Genomic DNA, 20,353 nt, shown 5'->3' with positions numbered 1-20,353 from the left:
TTCGCGGGTTTTGGCCGGCGAGTATCGCTCATTGGGCCTTAAGCGGCCTTCTTGCGTGCTGCAGGCTTCCGCTTCGCAGCGGGTTTCCGCTTTGCAGCCGGCTTCTTCTTGGCGGCAGGCTTCCGCTTCGCGGGAGCCTTCTTCGCCGCCGTCTTCTTGGCAGCGGGCTTGCGCTTCGCGGCCGGCTTCTTCTTGGCGGCAGGCTTCCGCTTCGCAGGAGCCTTCTTCGCCGCCGTCTTCTTGGCAGCGGGCTTGCGCTTCGCGGCCGGCTTCTTCTTGGCGGCGGGCTTGCGCTTCGCGGGAGCCTTCTTGGCAACCGTCTTCTTCGCAACCGCCTTCTTCACGGCCTTCTTCTTGGCCGGGGCCTTCTTCTTGGCCGGCGCCTTCTTCTTGGCGGGGGCCTTCTTCGCCGCGGTCGTCTTCGCCGCGAGCTTCTTCACTGTCTTCTTCTTGGCAGCGGGCTTCTTGGCCGCGGCCTTCTTGGCGGGGGCCTTTTTGGCCGCCGCTTTCGGCTTAGCTTTTGTCTTGGTAGCCATATTTCTCTAGCTCCTGATGTGCCGTTATCGTTGGCGACAATCTGTGTATTCGCAACGCACACACTGCGAGCGCCCTCGTACCCCTCAGGCGCACACAAATAATATGAGCGCGGACAAAGCGCTCGGCAACACATTGCAAAGGTTTTGTGCAAGCGTCCCCGTCCCACTCTCGGTCGAGAGTGGTTTACAAACGGTTCACCTGGAGGCCAGAAATTTTCGTCAGCCTTCGGATGATAGGCCGAGTTTTCGGGCGAGGATTTCGTTGACGACTTGCGGATTTGCCTTGCCAGACGTGGATTTCATCACTTGTCCGACAAACCAGCCCGCAAGTTGAGGCTTGACTTTTGTTTGCTCGACTTTATCGGGGTTTGCCGCGATGACGGCGTCGACAGCGGCCTCGATCGCCCCTAAATCCGTGACTTGCCTTAGGCCTTCTTCCTCGACGATTTGGGAGGGGTCACGGCCCGTTTTGTACATCGAATCAAAAATCTGCTTGGCGATTCGCCCGGAGATGGTGCCGTCCGAGATCAGATCGAGCAGCTCGCCGAGCTGTCTTGCACTCACCGGAGACTGCTCGATCGAATGCCCTTCCCGGTTCAGCGCGGCGAAGAAATCGCCGGTCACCCAGTTGGCTGCCAGCTTCGCATCCCGTCCATTCGCCACCGCCTCGAAGAAGTCGGCACGGGCGGACTCGCCCACCAGCACGGTCGCGTCATAGGGCGACAATCCATAGTCCGAGATCAGGCGCGCCTTCTTCTCGTCCGGAAGTTCCGGCAGGGCAGCCCGGACCGCGTCGACATCCGCCTGTTTCAGCACCAGCGGCAGAAGATCGGGATCGGGGAAGTAGCGGTAGTCATGCGCCTCTTCCTTGGAACGCATCGAGCGTGTCTCGCCGGTTTTCGGGTCGAAAAGCCGCGTCTCCTGATCGATCTTCCCGCCGTCTTCGAGAATTTCAATCTGCCGCCGCGCCTCATGCTCGATCGCCTGGCCGATGAAGCGGATCGAATTGACATTCTTGATCTCGCAGCGCGTACCCAGCGGCGCGCCCACCTTGCGCACCGAAACGTTAACGTCGGCGCGGAGCGAACCCTCCTCCATGTTGCCGTCGCAGGTGCCGAGATAGCGCAGGATCGTCCGCAGCTTGGTTACATAGGCCCGCGCCTCCTCCGCCGAGCGCATGTCCGGCTTCGAAACGATCTCCATCAGCGCCACGCCCGACCGGTTGAGGTCGACGAAACTCATGGCGGGGTGCTGATCGTGCAGGCTCTTGCCGGCATCCTGTTCGAGATGCAGCCGCTCGATGCCGACATGCACGGTCCGCCCATCCGCCATGTCGAGCACGACTTCGCCCTCGCCAACGATCGGATGCTTGAACTGCGAAATCTGGTAGCCCTGCGGCAGGTCCGGATAGAAATAGTTCTTGCGGTCGAAGACCGAGCGCAGATTGATCTGCGCCTTGAGACCAAGACCGGTGCGCACGGCCTGCTCGACGCAATAACGGTTGATGACCGGCAGCATGCCCGGCATCGCCGCATCGACGAAGCTGACCTGCGTGTTCTGCTCGGCGCCGAACCGGGTCGAGGACGCCGAAAAGAGCTTGGCCTGCGAGGTCACCTGGGCATGCACCTCGAGGCCGAGAATGATCTCCCAGTCGCCGGTGGCTCCGCGGATCAGGTCTTCCGGCCGGGCTTCCCGCTTGCGCATCGTGCTTTCGAAATCGCTCATCATGCTTTCCACCACGCTTCCGGCGCCGCCTTGAAATCGGCCGCCTGCTCGACGGCATTGGCCGCGCGCAGCAGGGTCTCCTCGTCGAATGTCCGTCCGATCAGCTGCAGCCCGAGCGGCAGCCCCTCGGCCGAGAGGCCCGCCGGCACCGAAATCCCCGGCAACCCGGCCAGGTTGACCGTCACCGTGAAGACGTCGTTGAGATACATCGACAATGGATCGTCGGTCTTCTCGCCGATACCGAAGGCGGCCGATGGCGCCGTTGGCGTCAGCAGCACGTCGACATCGGCAAAGGCCGTGGCGAAGTCCCGCGCGATCAGCGTCCGCACCTTTTGCGCCTTGAGGTAATAGGCATCGTAATAGCCGGCCGACAGCACATAGGTGCCCATCAGCACCCGGCGCCGCACTTCGGCGCCGAAACCGGCCGCTCGCGTCTTCTCGTACATCTCGGTGATGTCGCGGCCTTCGACCCGGAGCCCGTAGCGCACGCCGTCATAGCGCGCCAGATTGGATGAACATTCCGCCGGCGCAACGATATAATAGGTCGGCAGCGCGTACTTCGTATATGGCAGGCTGACCTCCTTGATCTCGGCGCCCGCCACCTTCAGCCATTCGATACCCTGCGACCACAGCGCGTCGATCTCGGCCGGCATCCCGTCGACCCGGTACTCTTTCGGAATGCCGACCTTGAGTCCCTTGACGCCCTGCCCGAGCGCCGCCTCATAGTCCGGCACCGGCCGGTCGACGCTGGTCGTGTCCTTCTCGTCATGCCCCGCCATCGAGCGCAGCATGATCGCCGCGTCGCGCACATCCCGCGCGATCGGTCCGGCCTGGTCGAGCGATGAGGCGAAGGCGACGATCCCCCAGCGCGAGCAGCGCCCATAGGTCGGCTTGATGCCGACCGTGCCGGTGAAGGCGGCCGGCTGGCGGATCGAACCGCCCGTATCGGTCGCCGTCGCCGCCAGACAGAGCTTTGCCGCCACCGCCGCCGAAGAACCGCCCGACGAACCGCCCGGCACCAGCTTCGTCGCGTCGCCCTTGCGCCGCCAGGGATTGACCACAGGCCCGTAATAGCTGGTCTCGTTGGACGAACCCATGGCGAACTCGTCATTGTTGAGCTTGCCAAGCATCACCGCCCCGTCGCGCCACAGATTGGCGGTTACGGTCGACTCATACGGCGGATGAAAGCCGTCGAGAATGTGGCTTGAGGCTGTCGTCAGCACGTCCTTGGTGCAGAAAAGATCCTTGATGCCGAGCGGCAGCCCTTCCAGTGACCCGCCCTCGCCCTTCGCGAGCTTCGCGTCGGAAGCCTTCGCCATCTCCATCGCCTTCTCGGCCGTCACCGTCACATAGGCATTGAGCGGCGCACCGGCCTCGACCTCGGCGATATAGGCGCCGGTCAGTTCCGCGGAGGTGATATCTTTCTTCTTCAGCGCGTCGCGCGCGCCGGCGAGCGTCAGTTTCGTCAGGTCGCTCATGCTCACTCCACCACCTTCGGCACCACATAGAAGCCGTCCTCGGCGCCTGGCGCGTTGCGCGTCACTTCCTTCTGGAGGTTCTGGACCGCCGCCACATCATCGCGCATCTTCATCGCGGTCTCGACCGCACTGGTCATCGGCTCGACGCCCTCGACATTGACCTCGGCCAGTTGCTCGACCCAGTCGAGAATGCCGTTGAGTTCCTTTTCGAGCGCCTCCAGCTCATCGTCCCGCACGGCAATCCGCGCAAGCCGGGCGATGTGCCGGACCGTTTTCTGATCGACCGACATGGGCCTGCCTTGTCCTGGTTGTGAAAGCGGGGTCGCAGGGCCGAGTGGCCCTTTGCCCGCTGAATCGCGGGGGAACATAACAAGCCGCAGCCCCGCGCCGCAACGCCGCCCGCTCTCTTTATATGAGATGGGTGGATTGCGTGGCCCCCGCTGCCCCACTATTGTCCGCCCGGACGAATTTTTTTAAGGATGACAGCCACTTGAGCGGCAATCTGAAGTCACTGGACGAGCTGAAGCCGTTGCTGAAGCGCGGCCAGCGCCTGATCGGGGTCGATCTCGGCACCAAAACCATCGGCCTCGCCCTCTCCGACGTCTCGTTGTCGATCGCCAGCCCCCTCGAAACCATCAAGCGGACGAAGTTCGCCGCCGATGCCGCCCGCCTGCTGGCGCTGGCCGCCGAACACGACGCCGGCGGTCTGGTGGTCGGCCTTCCGCTCAACATGGACGGCTCGGAAGGACCGCGCGTCCAGTCGACCCGCGCCTTCATCCGCAATCTCGAAAAGCTGACCGGCCTGCCCATCGCCTTCTGGGACGAGCGCATGTCGACCATGGCCGTCACCCGCACGCTGCTCGACGCCGACGCCAGCCGCGCCCGCCGTGCCGAACTGGTCGACAAGATGGCCGCGGCGTACATTCTGCAAGGCGCCCTCGACCGCCTGCGCCGCCTCTGAGCACACCAACAAGAAGAAACGCATGCTCCCCATCCTGAATTCCCTCATCCCGGTCTTCCTGGTCATCGCACTCGGTTTCGTCATCAAGCGGATGGATTTTCCGGGTGAGGGCCTCTGGGCGCCGCTCGACCGCCTGACCTACTACGTCTTCTTCCCCGCCCTGCTGCTGCACACACTGGCAACCGCAGACCTCGCCGACCACGACATCGGCCCGATGGCCTCCGCGCTCGGCGCCGGCCTGTTCTCGATGGTGGCGATCCTGATGCTGATGAAGCAGGCGCTGCCGCTTTCCGGCCCGCAATTCTCGTCGGTCTTCCAGGGCGCCGCGCGCTGGAACGGCTTTGTGGCGCTCGCCGCCATCGGCTCGCTCTTCGGCCCCGAAGGCGTGACGCTCGCCGCCGTCGCCTTCGCAGTGCTGGTGCCGACGGTCAATGTGCTCTCGGTGCTGATCCTGACGCGCTATGCGGGCGACGAACCGGCCGGCCTCGTCGCCGTGCTGCGCCTCTTGTCGAAGAACCCGCTGATCCTCGCCTGCGCCGCCGGCATCGCGCTCAATGTCAGCGGCATCGGCCTCCCCGGCCCGCTCGCCTCGACCTTCGACATTCTCGGCGCCGCCGCACTCACCATCGGCCTCATCGCCATCGGTGCCGGCCTGCAACCGAAACACGCCCTCGAAACCGGCTGGATCGTCGCGCTGACCAGCGGCCTCAAACTTCTGGTCATGCCGGTGCTGATGGCGGGCTGGTGCTTCGTCTTCGGCGTCTCGGGATTGCCCGCCGCCGTCGTCATCCTCTGCGGCGCGGTCCCCGGCGCCACCTCCTCCTACATCCTCGCCCGCCAGCTCGGCGGCGACGCGACGCTGATGGCCAGCCTGATCACCGGCTCCACCATCCTCGCCGCGATCACCATGCCGCTGATGCTGTGGCTACTCGGATAAACCCGGTTCGGCTAAAATAACCAATGTCACCCCGGCGAAAGCCGGCGTCCACGAGCGGCGCGACTGATCGGGAGACGGAGAAGGGCACGATGGCGCTTAAGATCGCACGCACCTTGTTGCTTCTTGCCGTTGCGATTTATGGTACGGCGTTCGTCGTCGGTTACTTCGGCGTGAGCTATCACGGGCTCGCAATAGTGATGGCCTTCGGCGCTACTGTCATCATGTTCCTTGCGGCGGTGGCCTGTATCGTCATCCAGTTCGGCATACCGCTACTGAAAGACCGAACGGAACGAAAGAACTGACTACGCCACCCGCGCCCGCTCGACAATCGCCGCGATGTCCGCGCCCGCCGGCAGCGTCCCGTAAACATCGCCCCAGTCGCGCCCCAGCCGCGTCGCGCAATAGGCGTCCGACACCGCATGCGGCGCATGCTTGAGCAGGATCGACCCGGCCGCCACCTTCGCCATCTGCTCCACAACCTGCCTTGAGCGCGCCTCCAGCGAGCCGAAATCGGCAAACGCCTCCTTCAGCGCCTCGAGCGCGCCGTCATAGGCCGCATTCTCACCCCGCGCGCCGTCGAACTCCGTAAACACGACGTCGAGCGCCTGCGGCTCCCGCGCCAGCGCCCTGAGCACGTCGAGACACATCACATTGCCCGAGCCTTCCCAGATCGCGTTCACCGGCATCTCGCGATAGATACGCCCCGCGATGCCTTCCTCGACATAGCCATTGCCGCCAAGGCACTCCATCGCCTCATAAGCGAGGTTCGGCGCCCGCTTGCAGACCCAGTATTTGGCGACCGGCGTCATGATCCGCCGGAAAGCCGCCTCTGCCTCGTCCTGATGCGCCCGGTCGAACGAACGCGCCACGCGGAACGACAGCGCGGTCGCCGCTTCCGTTTCGAGCGCGAGATCGGCCAGCACATTCGCCATCAGCGGCTGGTCGATCAGCTTCTTCTGGAACACGGTCCGGTACGAACAATGATGGACGGCTTGGGCGACTGCCTGCCGCATCATCCCGGCCGTCGCCACCGCGCAGTCGAGCCGCGTATAGGTCGCCATCTCGATGATATTGCGGACGCCGCGCCCTTCCTCGCCGATCAGCCAGCCCGACGCCGCCTGGAACTCGACCTCGGAGGACGCATTCGACTTGTTGCCGACCTTGTCCTTCAGCCGCTGAATGCGGATCGCGTTCGGCTCGCCATCCGGCGTGAAGCGCGGCATCAGGAAACAGGAAATACCGTTCGGGGCCTGCGCCAGCACCAGGAACGCATCGCACATCGGCGCCGAGAAAAACCATTTGTGTCCCGTGATGCGATATTCGGCCCCCGGCCCGCCGCCATTCACCGGCATCGCCGCCGTCGTATTGGCGCGCACGTCGGTGCCGCCCTGCTTCTCGGTCATCCCCATGCCGAGCGTCACGCCGCACTTTTCCTTCGCAGGTGCGAACCGTTCGTCATAGTCGCGCGAGAGAATGCGCGGAATCCATTCCTTGGCGAGCGACGGCTGGAACATCAGCGCCGGCACGGCGGCGTTGGTCATGGTGATCGGGCAGCCATGCCCCGCTTCCACCTGCGTCATCATGTAGGTGCCCGCCAGCCGCGCCACGACGGCGCCGGGCTTCGGCTTCGCGTCGAGCCCGTCCTTCAGATGGTCCCAGGGTGAGCCGTGCAGCCCCTGCGCCACCGAGATCGCCATCAGTCTGTGATAGGAAGGATGAAACTCGACCCGGTCGGCGCGATGCCCGAAGCGGTCGAAACTTTTCAGCACCGGCAAATAGGCATTCGCCTGCCGCCCGAGATCGATCGTCTCGGCGCTCCCGACAATTTTCCCGAACGCCGTCAGCGACGCCTTGGCCGCGCCAGCGCCTTCTCGCTCCACGGTCTCCTGAAGCGCCCGGTCGGCGGTATAGAGGTTCACATCCTCCAGCGGCGGCGGCTGGTTGAATACCTCATGTGTCGCGAAGGCCTCCGGCCGCTCCAAACGGTCTTCCATCGCGCAACCTCCTCTGTTCCGGCTCTTGCCGAGCCTAGCACCCACCCCGGCACCGGCCAATTCCGCCCCGATTCCGCCTTGCCGCGCCCGGCTTTCGGCCCTATACAATGCGGCTTTAATGACCAGCGCTGAAAAACAGCCCCAAGCCCTCTTCCCGCACCGGCATCTGCTGGGCATCGAGGGCCTTTCTCCCGCCGACATCACCGCCCTTCTCGATCTGGCCGACACCTATGTCGAGCAGAACCGCCAGGTCGACAAGAAGGGCTCGGTCCTGCGCGGCCGCACCCAGATCAACCTCTTCTTCGAGGCCTCCACCCGCACCCAGAGCTCCTTCGAACTGGCGGGCAAGCGCCTCGGCGCAGACGTGATGAACATGTCGGTCGGCGCCTCCTCGGTGAAAAAGGGCGAAACCCTGATCGACACCGCGGTCACGCTGAATGCCATGCACCCCGACCTCATCGTCATCCGCCACGGCTCGTCGGGTGCTGTCGAGCTGCTCTCGCAGAAAGTTTCCTGCTCGGTCATCAATGCCGGCGACGGCGCCCATGAACATCCGACCCAGGCCCTGCTCGACGCACTGACGATCCGCCGCCGCAAGGGCAGGCTCCAGGGCCTCACGGTGGCGATCTGCGGCGACATCCTGCACAGCCGCGTCGCCCGCTCGAACATCCTGCTGCTGAATGCGATGGGCGCTCGCGTCCGCGTGATCGCCCCGCCGACATTGCTGCCGAAAGGCATCGAACGCCTCGGCGTCGAGGTCTTCCGCGACATGAACCGGGGGCTCGAAGGCGCCGACATCGTCATGATGCTGCGCCTTCAGCTTGAACGCATGACCGGATCCTATGTCCCGTCGCAGCGCGAATATTTCCATTTCTACGGTCTCGATTACGCCAAGCTCGCCGTCGCAAAGCCCGACGCGCTGGTGATGCATCCCGGGCCGATGAATCGCGGCGTCGAAATCGACAGTGCCGTCGCCGACGACATCAACCGCAGCGTCATCCGTGAACAGGTGGAGATGGGTGTTGCCGTCCGCATGGCCGTACTCGATGCGCTGGCCCGCAACCTGCCGAACGAGCACGACACCAATGGGCACAATGGAGGTGCAGCATGAGCCGCACCGCCTTCATCAATGCGCGCCTGCTCGACCCGGCCAGCGGTTTCGACCAGCGGGGCGGGCTGCTGGTCGCCGACGGCATGATCGCCGATCTCGGCCCGGCCCTCTTTAACGATGGCCTGCCCGACGGCACCGAAATCGTCGACTGCGGCGGCCATGTGCTGGCGCCGGGACTGATCGACTGCCGCGTCTTCACCGGCGAACCGGGCGCCGAGTATCGCGAAACGCTGGCACTGGCGAGCCAGGCGGCGGCAGCCGGCGGCGTTACCACCATGATCGTGATGCCCAACACAAATCCGGTGATCGATGACGTGGCCCTGGTCGACTACATCGAACGCCGCGCGCGCGACACCGCCATCGTCAATGTCCACACCATGGCCGCCCTGACCAAGGGCCTCCACGGCGAGCAGATGACCGAGATCGGCCTGCTGCGCGATGCCGGCGCGGTCGCCTTCACCGATGGCGACAAGGCGCTGGCGAGTGCACAGGTGATGCGCCGCGCCATGACCTATGCGGCTCATTTCGGCGCGCTGATCGTTCAGCATGCGGAAGAACCGTCGCTCTCGGGCGGGGTGATGAACGAAAGTGAGCTGGCGACGCGCCTCGGCCTCGCCGGCATTCCCGCCGTCGCCGAAACCATTGTCATCGAGCGCGATCTGCGTCTGCTCGAAATCGCGGGCGGGCGCTACCACGTCGCCCAGATATCCTGCGAATCCTCCGTCGACATCGTTCGCCGTGCCAAGCATCGTGGCCTGCCGGTCACCTGCGGCGTCTCGGCGGCGCATCTTCAGCTCAACGAAAATGATGTGCAGAGCTACCGCACCTTCTTCAAGCTCTCGCCGCCGCTGCGGGGCGAAGCCGACCGCTGCGCACTGGTCGAGGGGCTCGCCGACGGCACCATCGATGTCGTCGTCTCGTCGCATGATCCACAGGACGCCGAAGTGAAGCGCCGCCCCTTCGCAGAAGCGAACTTTGGCGCGATCGGCCTTGAAACCCTGTTGCCGGCCGGTCTGGCCCTCGTCCATGCCGGCGATCTGCCACTCGCGCGCCTGCTGTCCGCGCTCACCCATGCCCCGTCGGACCTGCTGAGCCTTGGCCGCGGCCGCCTTGCGGCAGGCCTCCCGGCCGATCTGGTGCTGATCGACACGGATACACCCTGGATTCTCGATCCCTCGAAGCTGAAATCGATCTCGAAGAACACGCCCTTCGAGGACCGCCGCTTTCAGGGCCGCGCCTTGCGCACCATGGTTGCCGGCCGCACGGTTTATGTTCACGGCGAGACCCGCTAGTCTTCCCGCCGGGTGGCTTTGGGGAGGAACACTGAATGCCCGCTGAAATCGATTTCGCAGCCGCCGCACCGCTGCTGCTGACCGCTGCCGTACTTGGCTATCTGCTGGGCTCCATCCCTTTCGGCCTCTTGCTCACAAAGCTCGCCGGCCTTGGCGATATTCGCGATATTGGCTCCGGCAATATTGGCGCGACCAACGCACTGCGCACCGGTAACCGCTGGGTCGCCATCGGCACGCTGATCGGCGATGCCGGCAAGGGCGCCGTCGCGGTTGTCGCCGCCGCGCAACTCGGCAGCATGGCCGGCACCGACATCGGCTGGATGTCGGCCATCGCGGCGCTTGCAGCCTTTCTCGGCCATCTCTATCCGGTCTGGCTCGGCTTCAAGGGCGGCAAGGGCGTCTCGACCTTCATCGGCGTACTGCTGGCGCTCTACTGGCCGGTCGGCCTTCTCTTCTGCGCCACATGGGCGCTTGTCGCCGCCATCTCGCGCTACTCCTCGCTCTCGGCGCTTGTCGGCGCGCTGCTGACACCGGTCTATCTCGCATGGCTCGACCAGTGGCATCTGGTGGGCCTCGGCGCCGTGCTGGCGCTACTGATCTATGCGGCACATCGCGACAACATCAGCCGCCTGATGGCCGGGACAGAATCCCGCATCGGACAGAAAAAGTCCGAGGCCTGACCGTCATGGGCGCGCCGCTCTCTGACACCGAGCGCCTCGCCCGTCTCCGCCTCGCTCGCAGCGAAAACGTCGGCCCTGCCACCTTTCGCGATCTTCTTCGCCATTGCGGCAATGCCGTTGCAGCGATCGAAGCCCTCCCCGATCTCGCGGCGCGCGGTGGCGCGAAACGGAGCGTCAAGATCGCCTCGATTGCGGAAGCTGAATCCGAACGTTCGAAACTGGCGCGCTTGGGCGCCCGCCTTCTCGTTTGGGGCGATACAGATTATCCGCCGCGTCTTGCTGCGATCGATCCCCCGCCGCCGGTCGTCGCCGTCATCGGCGATAGTGAACTTCTGAGCCGCCCCACGGTTGCCATTGTCGGCTCGCGCAACGCCTCTGCGGCCGGCCGCCGGATCGCCGGCGACATGGCCGGGGCTCTCGGCGCGGAAGGCTTCACCGTGGTCTCGGGTCTTGCCCGCGGCATCGATACGGCCGCCCATCGTGCCGCCCTCGATACCGGCACCGCCGCGGTGCTCGCCGGCGGCCTCGATATCGTCTATCCAGAGGAAAATCGTGAGTTGCAGGCTGCGATAGCGGCCGGTGGTGTGCTGGTCTCCGAAATGCCGCCCGGCACAAGCCCGCAGTCTCGCCACTTTCCGCGCCGCAACCGCCTGATCTCGGGCCTTTCCCTGGCTGTCGTCGTGGTCGAAGCAGCCTTGCGTTCCGGTTCGCTGATCACCGCGCGCTTCGCGCTCGAACAGGGTCGCGACGTCCTGGCCGTCCCGGGCTCGCCTCTCGATCCCCGTGCCGGTGGCTCCAATCGCCTGATCAAGGACGGCGCGCCTCTGGTCGAAACGGCCGAGGACGTGATCGCCGCCATCGCGCTACCCGCAGCGGGAGCCTTGCGCGAACCGACACCGAATGATTATGGAAATAATACCGCAGATACGAATGCGCCCGCCCCGCAGATCGACGACAACGCCCGCGATGCGGTGCTGGCCGCCCTGGGTCCCACTCCCACGCCGCTTGACGATATCGTCCGTCAATCGGGCGTGTCGGTCCCCATTGTCCGTGCTGTTCTGCTCGAACTTGAGCTCGCTGGCCGCCTGCACCGCGATCCCGGCAACCGCCTCAGCCTGATCTGAGCAGGTCGCTTGCAGCATTTTCCTGAGGATTCCTGCCGCATTTGACAGTGTCCGCCCTTTTCACCATGTTCACCCCGCTGATCAAGACGGCCCGAAGCGGCGGCGCCTCTTGGCAAATCACGGCTTTTCGGCGACCGGGTCGTCCCGCGCATCGGCGGCGCTGGGCGGTGGCAGGCCACAATATAATGAGAGTTTGAGCGTTCGATGGACGTCGTCATTGTTGAGTCGCCGGCCAAGGCGAAAACGATCAACAAGTATCTCGGCAAGGGCTACAAGGTCCTGGCCTCCTATGGCCATGTCCGCGACCTGCCGTCGAAGGACGGCTCGGTCCTGCCGGATCAGGACTTCACCATGGCATGGGACGTCGATGCCAAGTCCCAGAAGCGCCTCAACGAAATCGCCGCGGCCGTCAAGGGCGCCGACCGTCTGATCCTCGCCACCGACCCGGATCGCGAGGGCGAGGCGATTTCATGGCATGTGCTTGAGGTTCTCAACAAGAAGAAGGTGTTGAAGGACGTCGAGGTCCAGCGCGTCGTCTTCAATGCCATCACCAAGCAGTCGGTCACCGAGGCGATGACGCATCCGCGCGGCCTCGACAAGGAACTGATCGACGCCTATCTCGCCCGCCGCGCCCTCGACTATCTGGTCGGCTTCACCCTCTCGCCGGTCCTCTGGCGCAAGCTGCCGGGCTCGCGCTCGGCCGGCCGTGTGCAATCGGTCGCGCTGCGCCTGATCTGCGATCGTGAGCTCGAGATCGAAGCGTTCCGCGCCCGCGAATACTGGACCGTCGAGGCCGACATGAAGACCGGCGCCAATGCCGCCTTCGTCGCCCGCCTCGTGACGGTCGACGGGAAGAAGCTCGACAAGTTCGACATCCCGAACGAAAAATCGGCCCGAGAGATCGAAGCCCGCATCAAGGCGTCGCGCTATTCGGTGAAGTCGGTCGAGAGCAAGCCGGCCCGCCGCCACCCGAACCCGCCCTTCACCACCTCGACCTTGCAGCAGGAGGCCTCGCGCAAGCTCGGTTTCTCGGCGAGCCGCACCATGCAGGTCGCACAGCGCCTCTATGAAGGTGTCGAGATTGACGGCGAGACGACCGGCCTCATCACCTATATGCGAACCGACGGCGTGCAGATCGCGCCGGAAGCGATTGCCCAGGCCCGCACCGTCATCAACAATGAATTCGGCGAGGCCTATCTGCCGGATGCGCCCCGCGTCTACAACACCAAGGCGAAGAACGCGCAGGAAGCGCATGAAGCGATCCGCCCGACCGATCTTGCCCGCCTGCCCAGGCAGGTCGCCGGCCGTCTCGACGACGATCAGCGTCGCCTCTACGAACTGGTCTGGAACCGCACCGTCGCCAGCCAGATGGAAAGCGTGCAGCTTGAGCGCACCACCATCGAGATCGAGGCCGACGACGCGCCCATCGGCCTGCGCGCCACCGGCTCCGTCATCGTCTTCGACGGTTTCCTGCGCCTCTATCAGGAGGGCCGCGACGAGCCCGAGGAAGGCGAGGATGGCGGCCGCCTGCCGAAGGTCGCCAGGGGCGACAAGCTCGGCCTCGACAAGGTCCGTCCCGAACAGCATTTCACCGAGCCGCCGCCCCGCTTCACCGAAGCGACACTGGTCAAACGCATGGAAGAACTCGGCATCGGCCGGCCCTCGACCTATGCCTCGACATTGCAGACCCTGCGCGACCGCGACTATGTCCACATGGACAAGAACCGTTTCGTGCCGCACGACAAAGGCCGCCTCGTCACGGCCTTTCTCGAGAACTTCTTCACCCGCTACGTCGAATACGACTTCACTGCCGAGCTGGAGGAAAAGCTCGACAAGGTGTCGGCCGGCGAGATGGACTGGAAGGACCTCCTGCGCGAATTCTGGAAGGAATTCACCGTCGCAGTCGCCGAGGCCCTGGAACTGCGCATCACCGAGGTGCTCGACCGCCTCAACGAGGTGCTGGCACCGCATGTCTTTCCCGAAAGGGAAGACGGCACCGATCCGCGCAATTGTCCCTCATGCGCCGATGGCCGCCTCTCGCTGAAGGTCGGCCGTTACGGCGCATTCGTCGGCTGCTCGAACTATCCCGAATGCCGCTTCACGCGCCAGCTGACTGTCGGCGCCGATGGCGAGGAACAGTCGGGCGACCGCGTGCTGGGCGTCGATCCGGAAACCAATGCCGAGATCAGCCTCAAGACCGGCCGCTTCGGTCCCTATGTCGAACGCGCCCCGCTCGAACCCGACGACAAGCCGAAGCGCAGTGGCCTGCCCGCGAAGATGTCGGCCGCCGATGTCGATCTTGAAAAGGCGCTTCGTCTGCTGACATTGCCGCGCGAGATAGGTCTCCACCCCGAAACCGGCAAGAAGATCACGGCAGGCCTCGGCCGTTTCGGTCCCTTCGTGCTGCATGACGGCACCTATGCCAATCTGAAGGACCCCGAAGAACTCTTCGACATCGGCCTCAACCGTGCCATCGCCGTGCTCGCTGAAAAAATTGCCCGGGCCGAGGAACGTGCCGGCAAGGTCCTGAAGGAACTGGGTGAGCACCCCGAAACCGGCAAGCCGGTGCAGATCCGCGAAGGCAAGTACGGGCCTTACGTCAAGCACGCCTCCACCAATGCGACGCTGCCGAAATCGGGCGACCCGATGGCAGTGACGCTCGAGGAGGCGCTGGCGCTGATCGCCGAACGCGAGGCGAAGAGCGGCAAGAAGAAGCCGGCAAGAAAAGCGGCTGCGAAGAAGAGCGGCGAAGCAAAGCCCGCGAAGAAGCCGGCCGCGAAGAAAACCGCAGCGAAGAAGAAGCCCGCTGCGAAAAAGCCGGCGGCAAAAACGAAGCCGGCCGCCAGGAAGCCCGCGTCGAAATCGAAAAGCACCGTCAATGTCACCGAACCGGCGGATTGATCTTGGCTGAACGCAGCAAGTCGAAAAAAGCCGGTGCCGGAAAGAAAAGCAGAGCCGGCGGTCACTTCCCGTCGCGCGACGACGTCCTGAAATTCATCGCCGAGAATGGCGGCAAGCTCGGCAAGCGCGAACTCGGCCGCGCCTTCGGCATCAAGGGCGACGACCGCATTCCCTTCAAGCAATTGTTGAAGGAGCTGAAGGACGAAGGCCTGATCGCGAAGGACGAGACCAAGAGCCTGCGCCGGGTCGGCGAGATGCCGCCCGTCACCGTGATCGAGATCACCCACACCGACACCGATGGCGATCTGATCGCGCGGCCGGTCTCATGGCCCGGCGAAACGCCGCCGCCGCTGATCGTCATCGCGCCCGAGGTCAAGCGCCGCGGCCGCCGCGAAACCGTCGACGAACCGCCGGCCGGCGTCGGCGACCGCGTGCTGGCCCGCATCGAACGCACCACCGACGAAACCTATCCCTTCGAGGCCCGCGTGATCCGTCGCGTCGGCAAGGGCGCCGAACGCGTTCTCGGCCTGCTGCGCCGCCCCGCCGGCGCAAGGCTGGCCCGCCTGATCCCGGTCGACAAGAAACTCCGCGTCGAATTCGAGATCGCGATCGAGGACCTGCAGGACGCCGAGGACGGCCATCTGGTCCTGGCCGAGACCGTTCCCGGCAAGCGCCACGGCGTCCCGCGCGCCCGCGTGCGCGAGGTCTTCGGCGACGGCAACGATCCGAAATCGATCAGCCTGATCGCGATCCACACCCATGGCATCCCCGATGCCTTTCCGGACGACGTGCTTGCCGAGGCCGAAGCGGCCCGCCATCACGGCCTCAAGGGCCGCACCGATCTGCGCGACATTCCGCTGATCACCATCGACCCGCCGGATGCCCGCGACCATGACGACGCGGTCTGGGCCGCACCCGACACCGACCCGAAGAACGAGGGCGGTATCGTCGCCATCGTCGCCATTGCCGATGTCGCGGCCTATGTCCGGCCGGGCCTGGCCATGGACCGCGAGGCGCGCAAGCGCGGCAACTCGACCTATTTCCCCGACCGCGTCGTGCCGATGCTGCCCGAACGCATTTCCAACGATCTCTGCTCGCTGGTCGAGGGCGAGGACCGCGCCTGCTTCGCCGTGCGCATGGTCTTCGACCGCGAGGGCCGCAAGCGCGGCCATGAATTCATCCGTGGGCTGATGCGCTCGGCCGCCAGCCTCAGCTACGCCCAGGTCCAGCAGGCGATCGACGGCCGCCCCGACGACGCGGCCGGGCCCCTGCTCGAGCCGGTGCTGAAGCCGCTCTGGGCCGCCTACCGGATCCTCGCCAGGGCCCGCGACGCGCGCGAACCGCTGGCGCTCGACCTGCCCGAATACAAGATCGACATCGACGCCGACGGCCGCATCGGCAACATCCGCATCGGCGACAAGCATGAATCGATGAAGCTGATCGAGGAATTCATGATCCAGGCCAATGTCTGCGCCGCCGAGACGGCCGAGGCCCGGCGCCGCCCGGTCGTCTACCGCATCCATGACGCGCCCGCGCGGGAGAAACTTGTCGCCCTCGCCGAATTCCTGGCCACGCTCAATCTGAGTTTCGCGAAAGGCGAGACCGTGCGCCCGGCCAATTTCAACCGCATCCTGAAGGCAGTCGACGGCACCGAACACGACCGCATGGTCTCCGATGTCGTTCTCCGCTCGCAGGCCCAGGCGGTCTATGCGCCCGACAATATCGGCCATTTCGGCCTCAACCTGCGCCGCTACGCCCACTTCACCTCGCCGATCCGCCGCTATGCCGACCTCACGGTCCACCGCGCGCTGATCGCCGGCCTCGATCTCGGAAAGGACGGCCAGTCCGACGACGAGGCCGCCACGCTGGCCGAGATCGCCGAACACATCTCGATGACCGAGCGCCGCTCGATGCTGGCCGAGCGCGACTCCAAGGACCGCTTCATCGCCGCCTTCCTCGAGGAACGCATCGGCGCCGAATTCACCGGCCGCGTCGCCGGCGTCACCCGCTTCGGCCTCTTCGTCAAGCTCGACGAAACCGGCGCCGACGGCTTCGTGCCGATCTCGACCCTCGGCGGCGACTTCTACCACCATGACGAGATCCTGCATGCGCTGACCGGCGAACGCACCGGCCGCATCTATCGCCTCGGCGATGCGGTCCGGGTCCGCCTCGAGGAAGCCGTGCCGATCACCGGCGGCCTGCGCCTCGAAATCCTCGAAGGCGGCAGCGAAGGCAAGCCGGCCGGCAAGGGGAATCGCCGCCCGCCGCCGCGCCGCGGTCCGCCGCGCGGCCGCACCCCGGGAAAATCCGGCGCAAAACCGCGCAAACCGGCAAAGCGGCGCTGACGCGCGGCAACCTGCCACATTTCATCGACAGCTGATTCCGACCACTTTGCTGGGAGATGCCGCAACCTCTGCGCCGCATCGGTCAACCGGCCGAAATGCCATGAGTACAGTAGTGGACATGAGCGATCCCTTCGCCTTCGAGGCGCCCGAAGCGGCGCCCCGGCCGGCCGTTCCCGCCATCCGGCGCGGCTTCGCGCGGCGCTGTCCGGCCTGCGGCAAGGGCAGTCTCTTCCGGCAGTTTCTGAAGGTCGCCGACACTTGCGGCCATTGCGGCGAGGAATTGCTGCATCACCAGGCCGACGACGCACCGCCCTATTTCACCATCATGGTGGTCGGCCACATCGTCGTGCCGATGATGCTCTGGACCGAACTGGCCTGGCAGCCGGCGCTCTGGCTCCACGCCGCGCTCTGGCCGGCCCTGACGCTGGCGCTGTCGCTCTGGTTCCTGCCGCGCCTGAAGGGCGCCATTGTCGGCTGGCAATGGGCCCTGCGCATGCACGGCTTCGGCAGCGGGACCGACGAGAACTAGGCCCGCGCCTCGCGGAACGACACCAGCCGCTGGCTCCCCTCGTCCCACAGTACCAGCCGCACGCAGCGCAGGCTCTCGGCGAGCGTCAGCCGGCCGATCTGCCGAAGGTCGGGATGGTCGCGCAGCACGCGCGACAGCCGGTACGATGGAATGCGCGCATAGAGATGATGCACATGGTGAATGCCGATATTGGCGGTGAGCCAGCGCAGCGGCCACGGCAGATCGTAATGCGACGAGCCATGCAGCGCTGCCTCGTGAAAGTCCCAGCCGCCGGCCTCGCTCCAGAACGTCTTCTCGAACTGATGCTGCACATAGAACATCCAGACGCCGATCGACGCCGCGATCACGACGATCGGCAGATGGATCAGAAAGAAGGCCTTGAAGCCGACCAGCCAGATCAGCGCCGCGGCAATTGCCAGTATGGCGGCATTGGTCGCCTGCGTGCTGATCCAGGGGCGCCAGCCGTCGCGCATCATGCCGATGGGCAGCCGCTGCTGCAGCAGGAACATGTAGGCCGGGCCGATGCCGAACAGCACCACGGGATTGCGATAGATCCGGTATTTCAGCCGCCCCCAGCGCGACCTTGCGCGATACTCCGCGACCGTCAGCGTGTCGATATCGCCGATCCCGCGCCGGTCGAGATTGCCGCAGCTCGAATGATGAATGGCATGGGCGCGCCGCCACACGTCGAACGGCGTCACCGTCAGCACACCGAGCGCCCGGCCGACCCAGTCATTGGCCCAGCGCTGCGGAAAGAACGAGCCATGCCCGCAATCGTGCTGGATGGCGAACAGCCGCACCAGAAAGCCGCCTGCCGGCACGGCAATCGCCAGCGGTGCCCACCAGTAGCCCTGCGAATAGGTGAACCAGGCCGCAATCCACAACGCGACAAGCGGCAAGGCGGTGATCGCGAGCTCCACGGCGCTGCGCGCATGGCTCGGTTCGCGGTAATGGCTGAGGATTTGCGTCCAGCTCTTGGCGCGGGCAATCGCGGCGCCGGTCTTGTTTCCGGTACTCAACTATATGGAATCCAGGTTGGCCGGGCCGTCACGCGGGAAAGCGCGAGCAGCTGCGGGCGGATCGACGACGCGGGGGAATAGACCACATTCGCTCCACAATAGCGGCTTTTTTGTGTAGCGATCGTAAATGCCCCGAAAGCCGGCCTTTCCCGCCTTGCTGGACAGCACCGGCGCGGGCGGGCATCCTCCCCCCAACCAGAAATTCACAAACCGGAACGGAAAATATGGCTGAGGAACAGCGGGGGCCCTTCGACCCGAAGAAATCGCGCGAGCAGGAATATCGCGAGCCCGCACAGGGCCGCGCCGTGCGCCCGCGCGACGCTTCGACGCTGATCATTGTCCGCCGCGACGCCGCCGCGCCCCAGGTGCTGATGGGCCAGCGCCATGCCGATCACAAGTTCATGCCCAACAAGTTCGTCTTTCCCGGCGGCCGCGTCGATCCCGCCGACAGCCGCATCGCACCGGCCGAAGATCTGCGCCCACCGGTCGCGCGCCGCCTGATGGCGCGCATGCGCGGCACCCCGACCGAACGCCGCGCCCGTGCGCTGGCCATGGCCGCGATCCGCGAAACCTTCGAGGAAACCGGTCTCGTCATCGGCCGCCCTGCGGACACGCCACAAAAAAGCAAACACGCCGATTGGAACGAATACTTCGCGCAAGGCTTCGCGCCGGCGCTCGGTACGCTCGATTTCGTCGCCCGCGCCATCACGCCCCCCTACCGCACGCGCCGCTTCGACACGCGCTTCTTCATCGCGGACGCCGAAACGATTCAGGGCGATCCCGCCAAGGTCGCCGGCTCCGGCGAATTGCAGGGCCTGCACTGGCTGAGCATCGCCGATGCGCGCGATCTCGACCTGCCCAACATCACCCGCGTCGTCCTCGACGAGATCGACGAGCGCCTGCGCCTCGCAACGGCCGCGCAATCCGCGCGCGCCGTTCCCTTCATTCATTTCCGCGGCGGCAACGCCATCCGCGACGTGATCGGGGACTGAGCGCCGTGAATGTCGAAACGCCGCGCCCCCGCGCGATCCGTCCGCGCGACGCCGCCAGCCTGGTCCTGATCGACGACCGCGGCGGCGAACCGCTGATCCTGATGGGCCGCCGTCACGCGCGCATGAAATTCATTCCCGACGCCTTCGTCTTTCCGGGCGGCAAGCTCGATGCCGGCGATCTGCTGGCACGCCCCGCAACGGCCTTCAGCGGCGAGACCGCGCGCATGATGCAGAGCGCCGCCGCCGGCGCGAAAGCCGAAGCGCTGGCCATGGCCGCGATCCGCGAGACCTTCGAGGAAACCGGCCTGATCGTCGCGCGAGAGGGCCATGTCGGCGAGGGCGCCGGCGAAGGCTGGCAGCCCTTCCGCGAACGCGGGCTGGCGCCGCGCCTCGACGTGCTCGATTTCGTCGCCCGGGCCATCACCCCGGCCTCGAGCCCGATCCGCTTTCACGCCCGCTTCTTCGCCGCCCCCGCATCGACTGCCGAAGGCACGCTGCAAGGCAGCGGCGAACTCGGCGACCTCGACTGGTATCCGCTCTCCGCCGCCCTGAAACTGCCGGTGATCGACGTCACCGAATTCGTGCTCCGCGAGATCGGCCGCCGCCACAAGGAAGGCCCCCGCAGCCGCATCCCGCTCTACGCCTATCGCAACGACAAACCCGTCATCCGCGCCTGACATACTTTGCTTTGGTTCCGGCGCACTGACTAAACTCCCACCCTCCCCTTGG

General features: G+C 65.5%; 18 protein-coding genes. 13 read left to right on the top strand and 5 right to left on the bottom strand.

What is annotated here, in order from left to right; genetic code table 11:
- Nucleotides 1-51: 51 nt before the first annotated feature.
- Nucleotides 52-546: a hypothetical protein gene (locus tag AAC071_RS11610; RefSeq protein ID WP_339832678.1), complete on the top strand. Its 495-nt coding sequence runs from the start codon at nt 52-54 to the stop codon at nt 544-546.
- A gap of 209 nt (nt 547-755) precedes the next feature.
- Here the strand turns inward: AAC071_RS11610 and gatB are convergent, their stop codons facing one another.
- Genes gatB through gatC form a run of 3 tightly spaced genes read right to left on the bottom strand, consistent with a single transcriptional unit; the run spans nt 756 to nt 4,029 of the window.
- Nucleotides 756-2,240, bottom strand: a complete 1,485-nt coding sequence (gene gatB, locus AAC071_RS11605; protein WP_339832799.1) for an Asp-tRNA(Asn)/Glu-tRNA(Gln) amidotransferase subunit GatB — start codon at nt 2,238-2,240, stop codon at nt 756-758.
- A gap of 20 nt (nt 2,241-2,260) precedes the next feature.
- Nucleotides 2,261-3,739 carry an Asp-tRNA(Asn)/Glu-tRNA(Gln) amidotransferase subunit GatA gene (gene gatA, locus AAC071_RS11600; RefSeq protein WP_339832676.1) on the bottom strand — a complete coding sequence of 493 codons (1,479 nt, stop codon included), beginning with the start codon at nt 3,737-3,739 and terminating at the stop codon, nt 2,261-2,263.
- A gap of 2 nt (nt 3,740-3,741) precedes the next feature.
- Entirely contained in the window at nt 3,742-4,029 is a 288-nt protein-coding gene (gene gatC / locus AAC071_RS11595) for an Asp-tRNA(Asn)/Glu-tRNA(Gln) amidotransferase subunit GatC (protein WP_339832673.1), read from the bottom strand.
- A 200-nt stretch (nt 4,030-4,229) separates the two neighbouring features.
- Here gatC and ruvX point away from each other — a divergent pair, with 200 nt between their 5' ends.
- The 3 genes from ruvX (at nt 4,230) to AAC071_RS11580 (ending at nt 5,939) form a co-directional block, all read left to right on the top strand.
- The gene (gene ruvX, locus AAC071_RS11590; protein WP_339832671.1) at nt 4,230-4,700 is read left to right on the top strand and encodes a Holliday junction resolvase RuvX; all 471 of its coding nucleotides are present in this window, start codon (nt 4,230-4,232) and stop codon (nt 4,698-4,700) included.
- Nucleotides 4,701-4,722: 22 nt separating this feature from the next.
- Nucleotides 4,723-5,637, top strand: coding sequence for an AEC family transporter (locus tag AAC071_RS11585; RefSeq protein ID WP_339832669.1), 915 nt, complete (start codon nt 4,723-4,725; stop codon nt 5,635-5,637).
- An 89-nt stretch (nt 5,638-5,726) separates the two neighbouring features.
- A complete protein-coding gene (locus AAC071_RS11580; protein WP_339832668.1) occupies nt 5,727-5,939 on the top strand; it encodes a hypothetical protein in 213 nt (70 codons plus the stop codon).
- Here AAC071_RS11580 and AAC071_RS11575 read toward each other — a convergent pair whose 3' ends face one another.
- Nucleotides 5,940-7,631 (bottom strand): isovaleryl-CoA dehydrogenase, encoded by a 1,692-nt coding sequence (locus AAC071_RS11575; protein ID WP_339832667.1) that lies wholly within the window; start codon nt 7,629-7,631, stop codon nt 5,940-5,942.
- Between the two features lie 118 nt (nt 7,632-7,749).
- Here AAC071_RS11575 and AAC071_RS11570 point away from each other — a divergent pair, with 118 nt between their 5' ends.
- From AAC071_RS11570 to AAC071_RS11540, 7 genes are all read left to right on the top strand, one after another.
- Nucleotides 7,750-8,742 carry an aspartate carbamoyltransferase catalytic subunit gene (locus AAC071_RS11570; RefSeq protein ID WP_339832665.1) on the top strand — a complete coding sequence of 331 codons (993 nt, stop codon included), beginning with the start codon at nt 7,750-7,752 and terminating at the stop codon, nt 8,740-8,742.
- On the top strand, nt 8,739-10,034 hold the full coding sequence (gene pyrC / locus AAC071_RS11565) for a dihydroorotase (RefSeq protein ID WP_339832663.1): 1,296 nt from the start codon (nt 8,739-8,741) through the stop codon (nt 10,032-10,034). The genes AAC071_RS11570 and pyrC overlap by 4 nt, the downstream gene beginning before the upstream one ends.
- A gap of 35 nt (nt 10,035-10,069) precedes the next feature.
- Complete coding sequence (gene plsY / locus AAC071_RS11560; RefSeq protein ID WP_339832661.1) at nt 10,070-10,714, top strand: glycerol-3-phosphate 1-O-acyltransferase PlsY; 645 nt, start codon at nt 10,070-10,072, stop codon at nt 10,712-10,714.
- Between the two features lie 5 nt (nt 10,715-10,719).
- Nucleotides 10,720-11,838: a DNA-processing protein DprA gene (gene dprA / locus AAC071_RS11555; RefSeq protein ID WP_339832659.1), complete on the top strand. Its 1,119-nt coding sequence runs from the start codon at nt 10,720-10,722 to the stop codon at nt 11,836-11,838.
- Between the two features lie 204 nt (nt 11,839-12,042).
- Complete coding sequence (topA, locus tag AAC071_RS11550) at nt 12,043-14,739, top strand: type I DNA topoisomerase (RefSeq protein WP_339832656.1); 2,697 nt, start codon at nt 12,043-12,045, stop codon at nt 14,737-14,739.
- 2 nt (nt 14,740-14,741) lie between these two features.
- Entirely contained in the window at nt 14,742-17,084 is a 2,343-nt protein-coding gene (gene rnr, locus AAC071_RS11545) for a ribonuclease R (protein ID WP_339832654.1), read from the top strand.
- A gap of 100 nt (nt 17,085-17,184) precedes the next feature.
- Entirely contained in the window at nt 17,185-17,613 is a 429-nt protein-coding gene (locus AAC071_RS11540; RefSeq protein WP_339832653.1) for a DUF983 domain-containing protein, read from the top strand.
- Here the strand turns inward: AAC071_RS11540 and AAC071_RS11535 are convergent.
- Nucleotides 17,610-18,632 (bottom strand): fatty acid desaturase, encoded by a 1,023-nt coding sequence (locus AAC071_RS11535; protein WP_339832652.1) that lies wholly within the window; start codon nt 18,630-18,632, stop codon nt 17,610-17,612. The two genes, AAC071_RS11540 and AAC071_RS11535, sit on opposite strands and share 4 nt — an antisense overlap.
- Before the next feature lie 224 nt (nt 18,633-18,856).
- Between AAC071_RS11535 and AAC071_RS11530 the strand changes: the two genes are divergently transcribed.
- Both AAC071_RS11530 and AAC071_RS11525 read left to right on the top strand, forming a co-directional pair.
- Nucleotides 18,857-19,624: an NUDIX hydrolase gene (locus tag AAC071_RS11530; RefSeq protein ID WP_339832651.1), complete on the top strand. Its 768-nt coding sequence runs from the start codon at nt 18,857-18,859 to the stop codon at nt 19,622-19,624.
- Between the two features lie 5 nt (nt 19,625-19,629).
- A complete protein-coding gene (locus AAC071_RS11525) occupies nt 19,630-20,301 on the top strand; it encodes an NUDIX hydrolase (protein WP_339832650.1) in 672 nt (223 codons plus the stop codon).
- Nucleotides 20,302-20,353 lie beyond the last annotated feature (52 nt).

The organism is uncultured Parvibaculum sp., from assembly GCF_963975745.1.
In the GTDB taxonomy this organism is placed as follows: domain Bacteria; phylum Pseudomonadota; class Alphaproteobacteria; order Parvibaculales; family Parvibaculaceae; genus Parvibaculum.
Note: the sequence above shows the minus strand (reverse complement) of the source record. Positions and strands in the feature narration are given on the sequence as shown.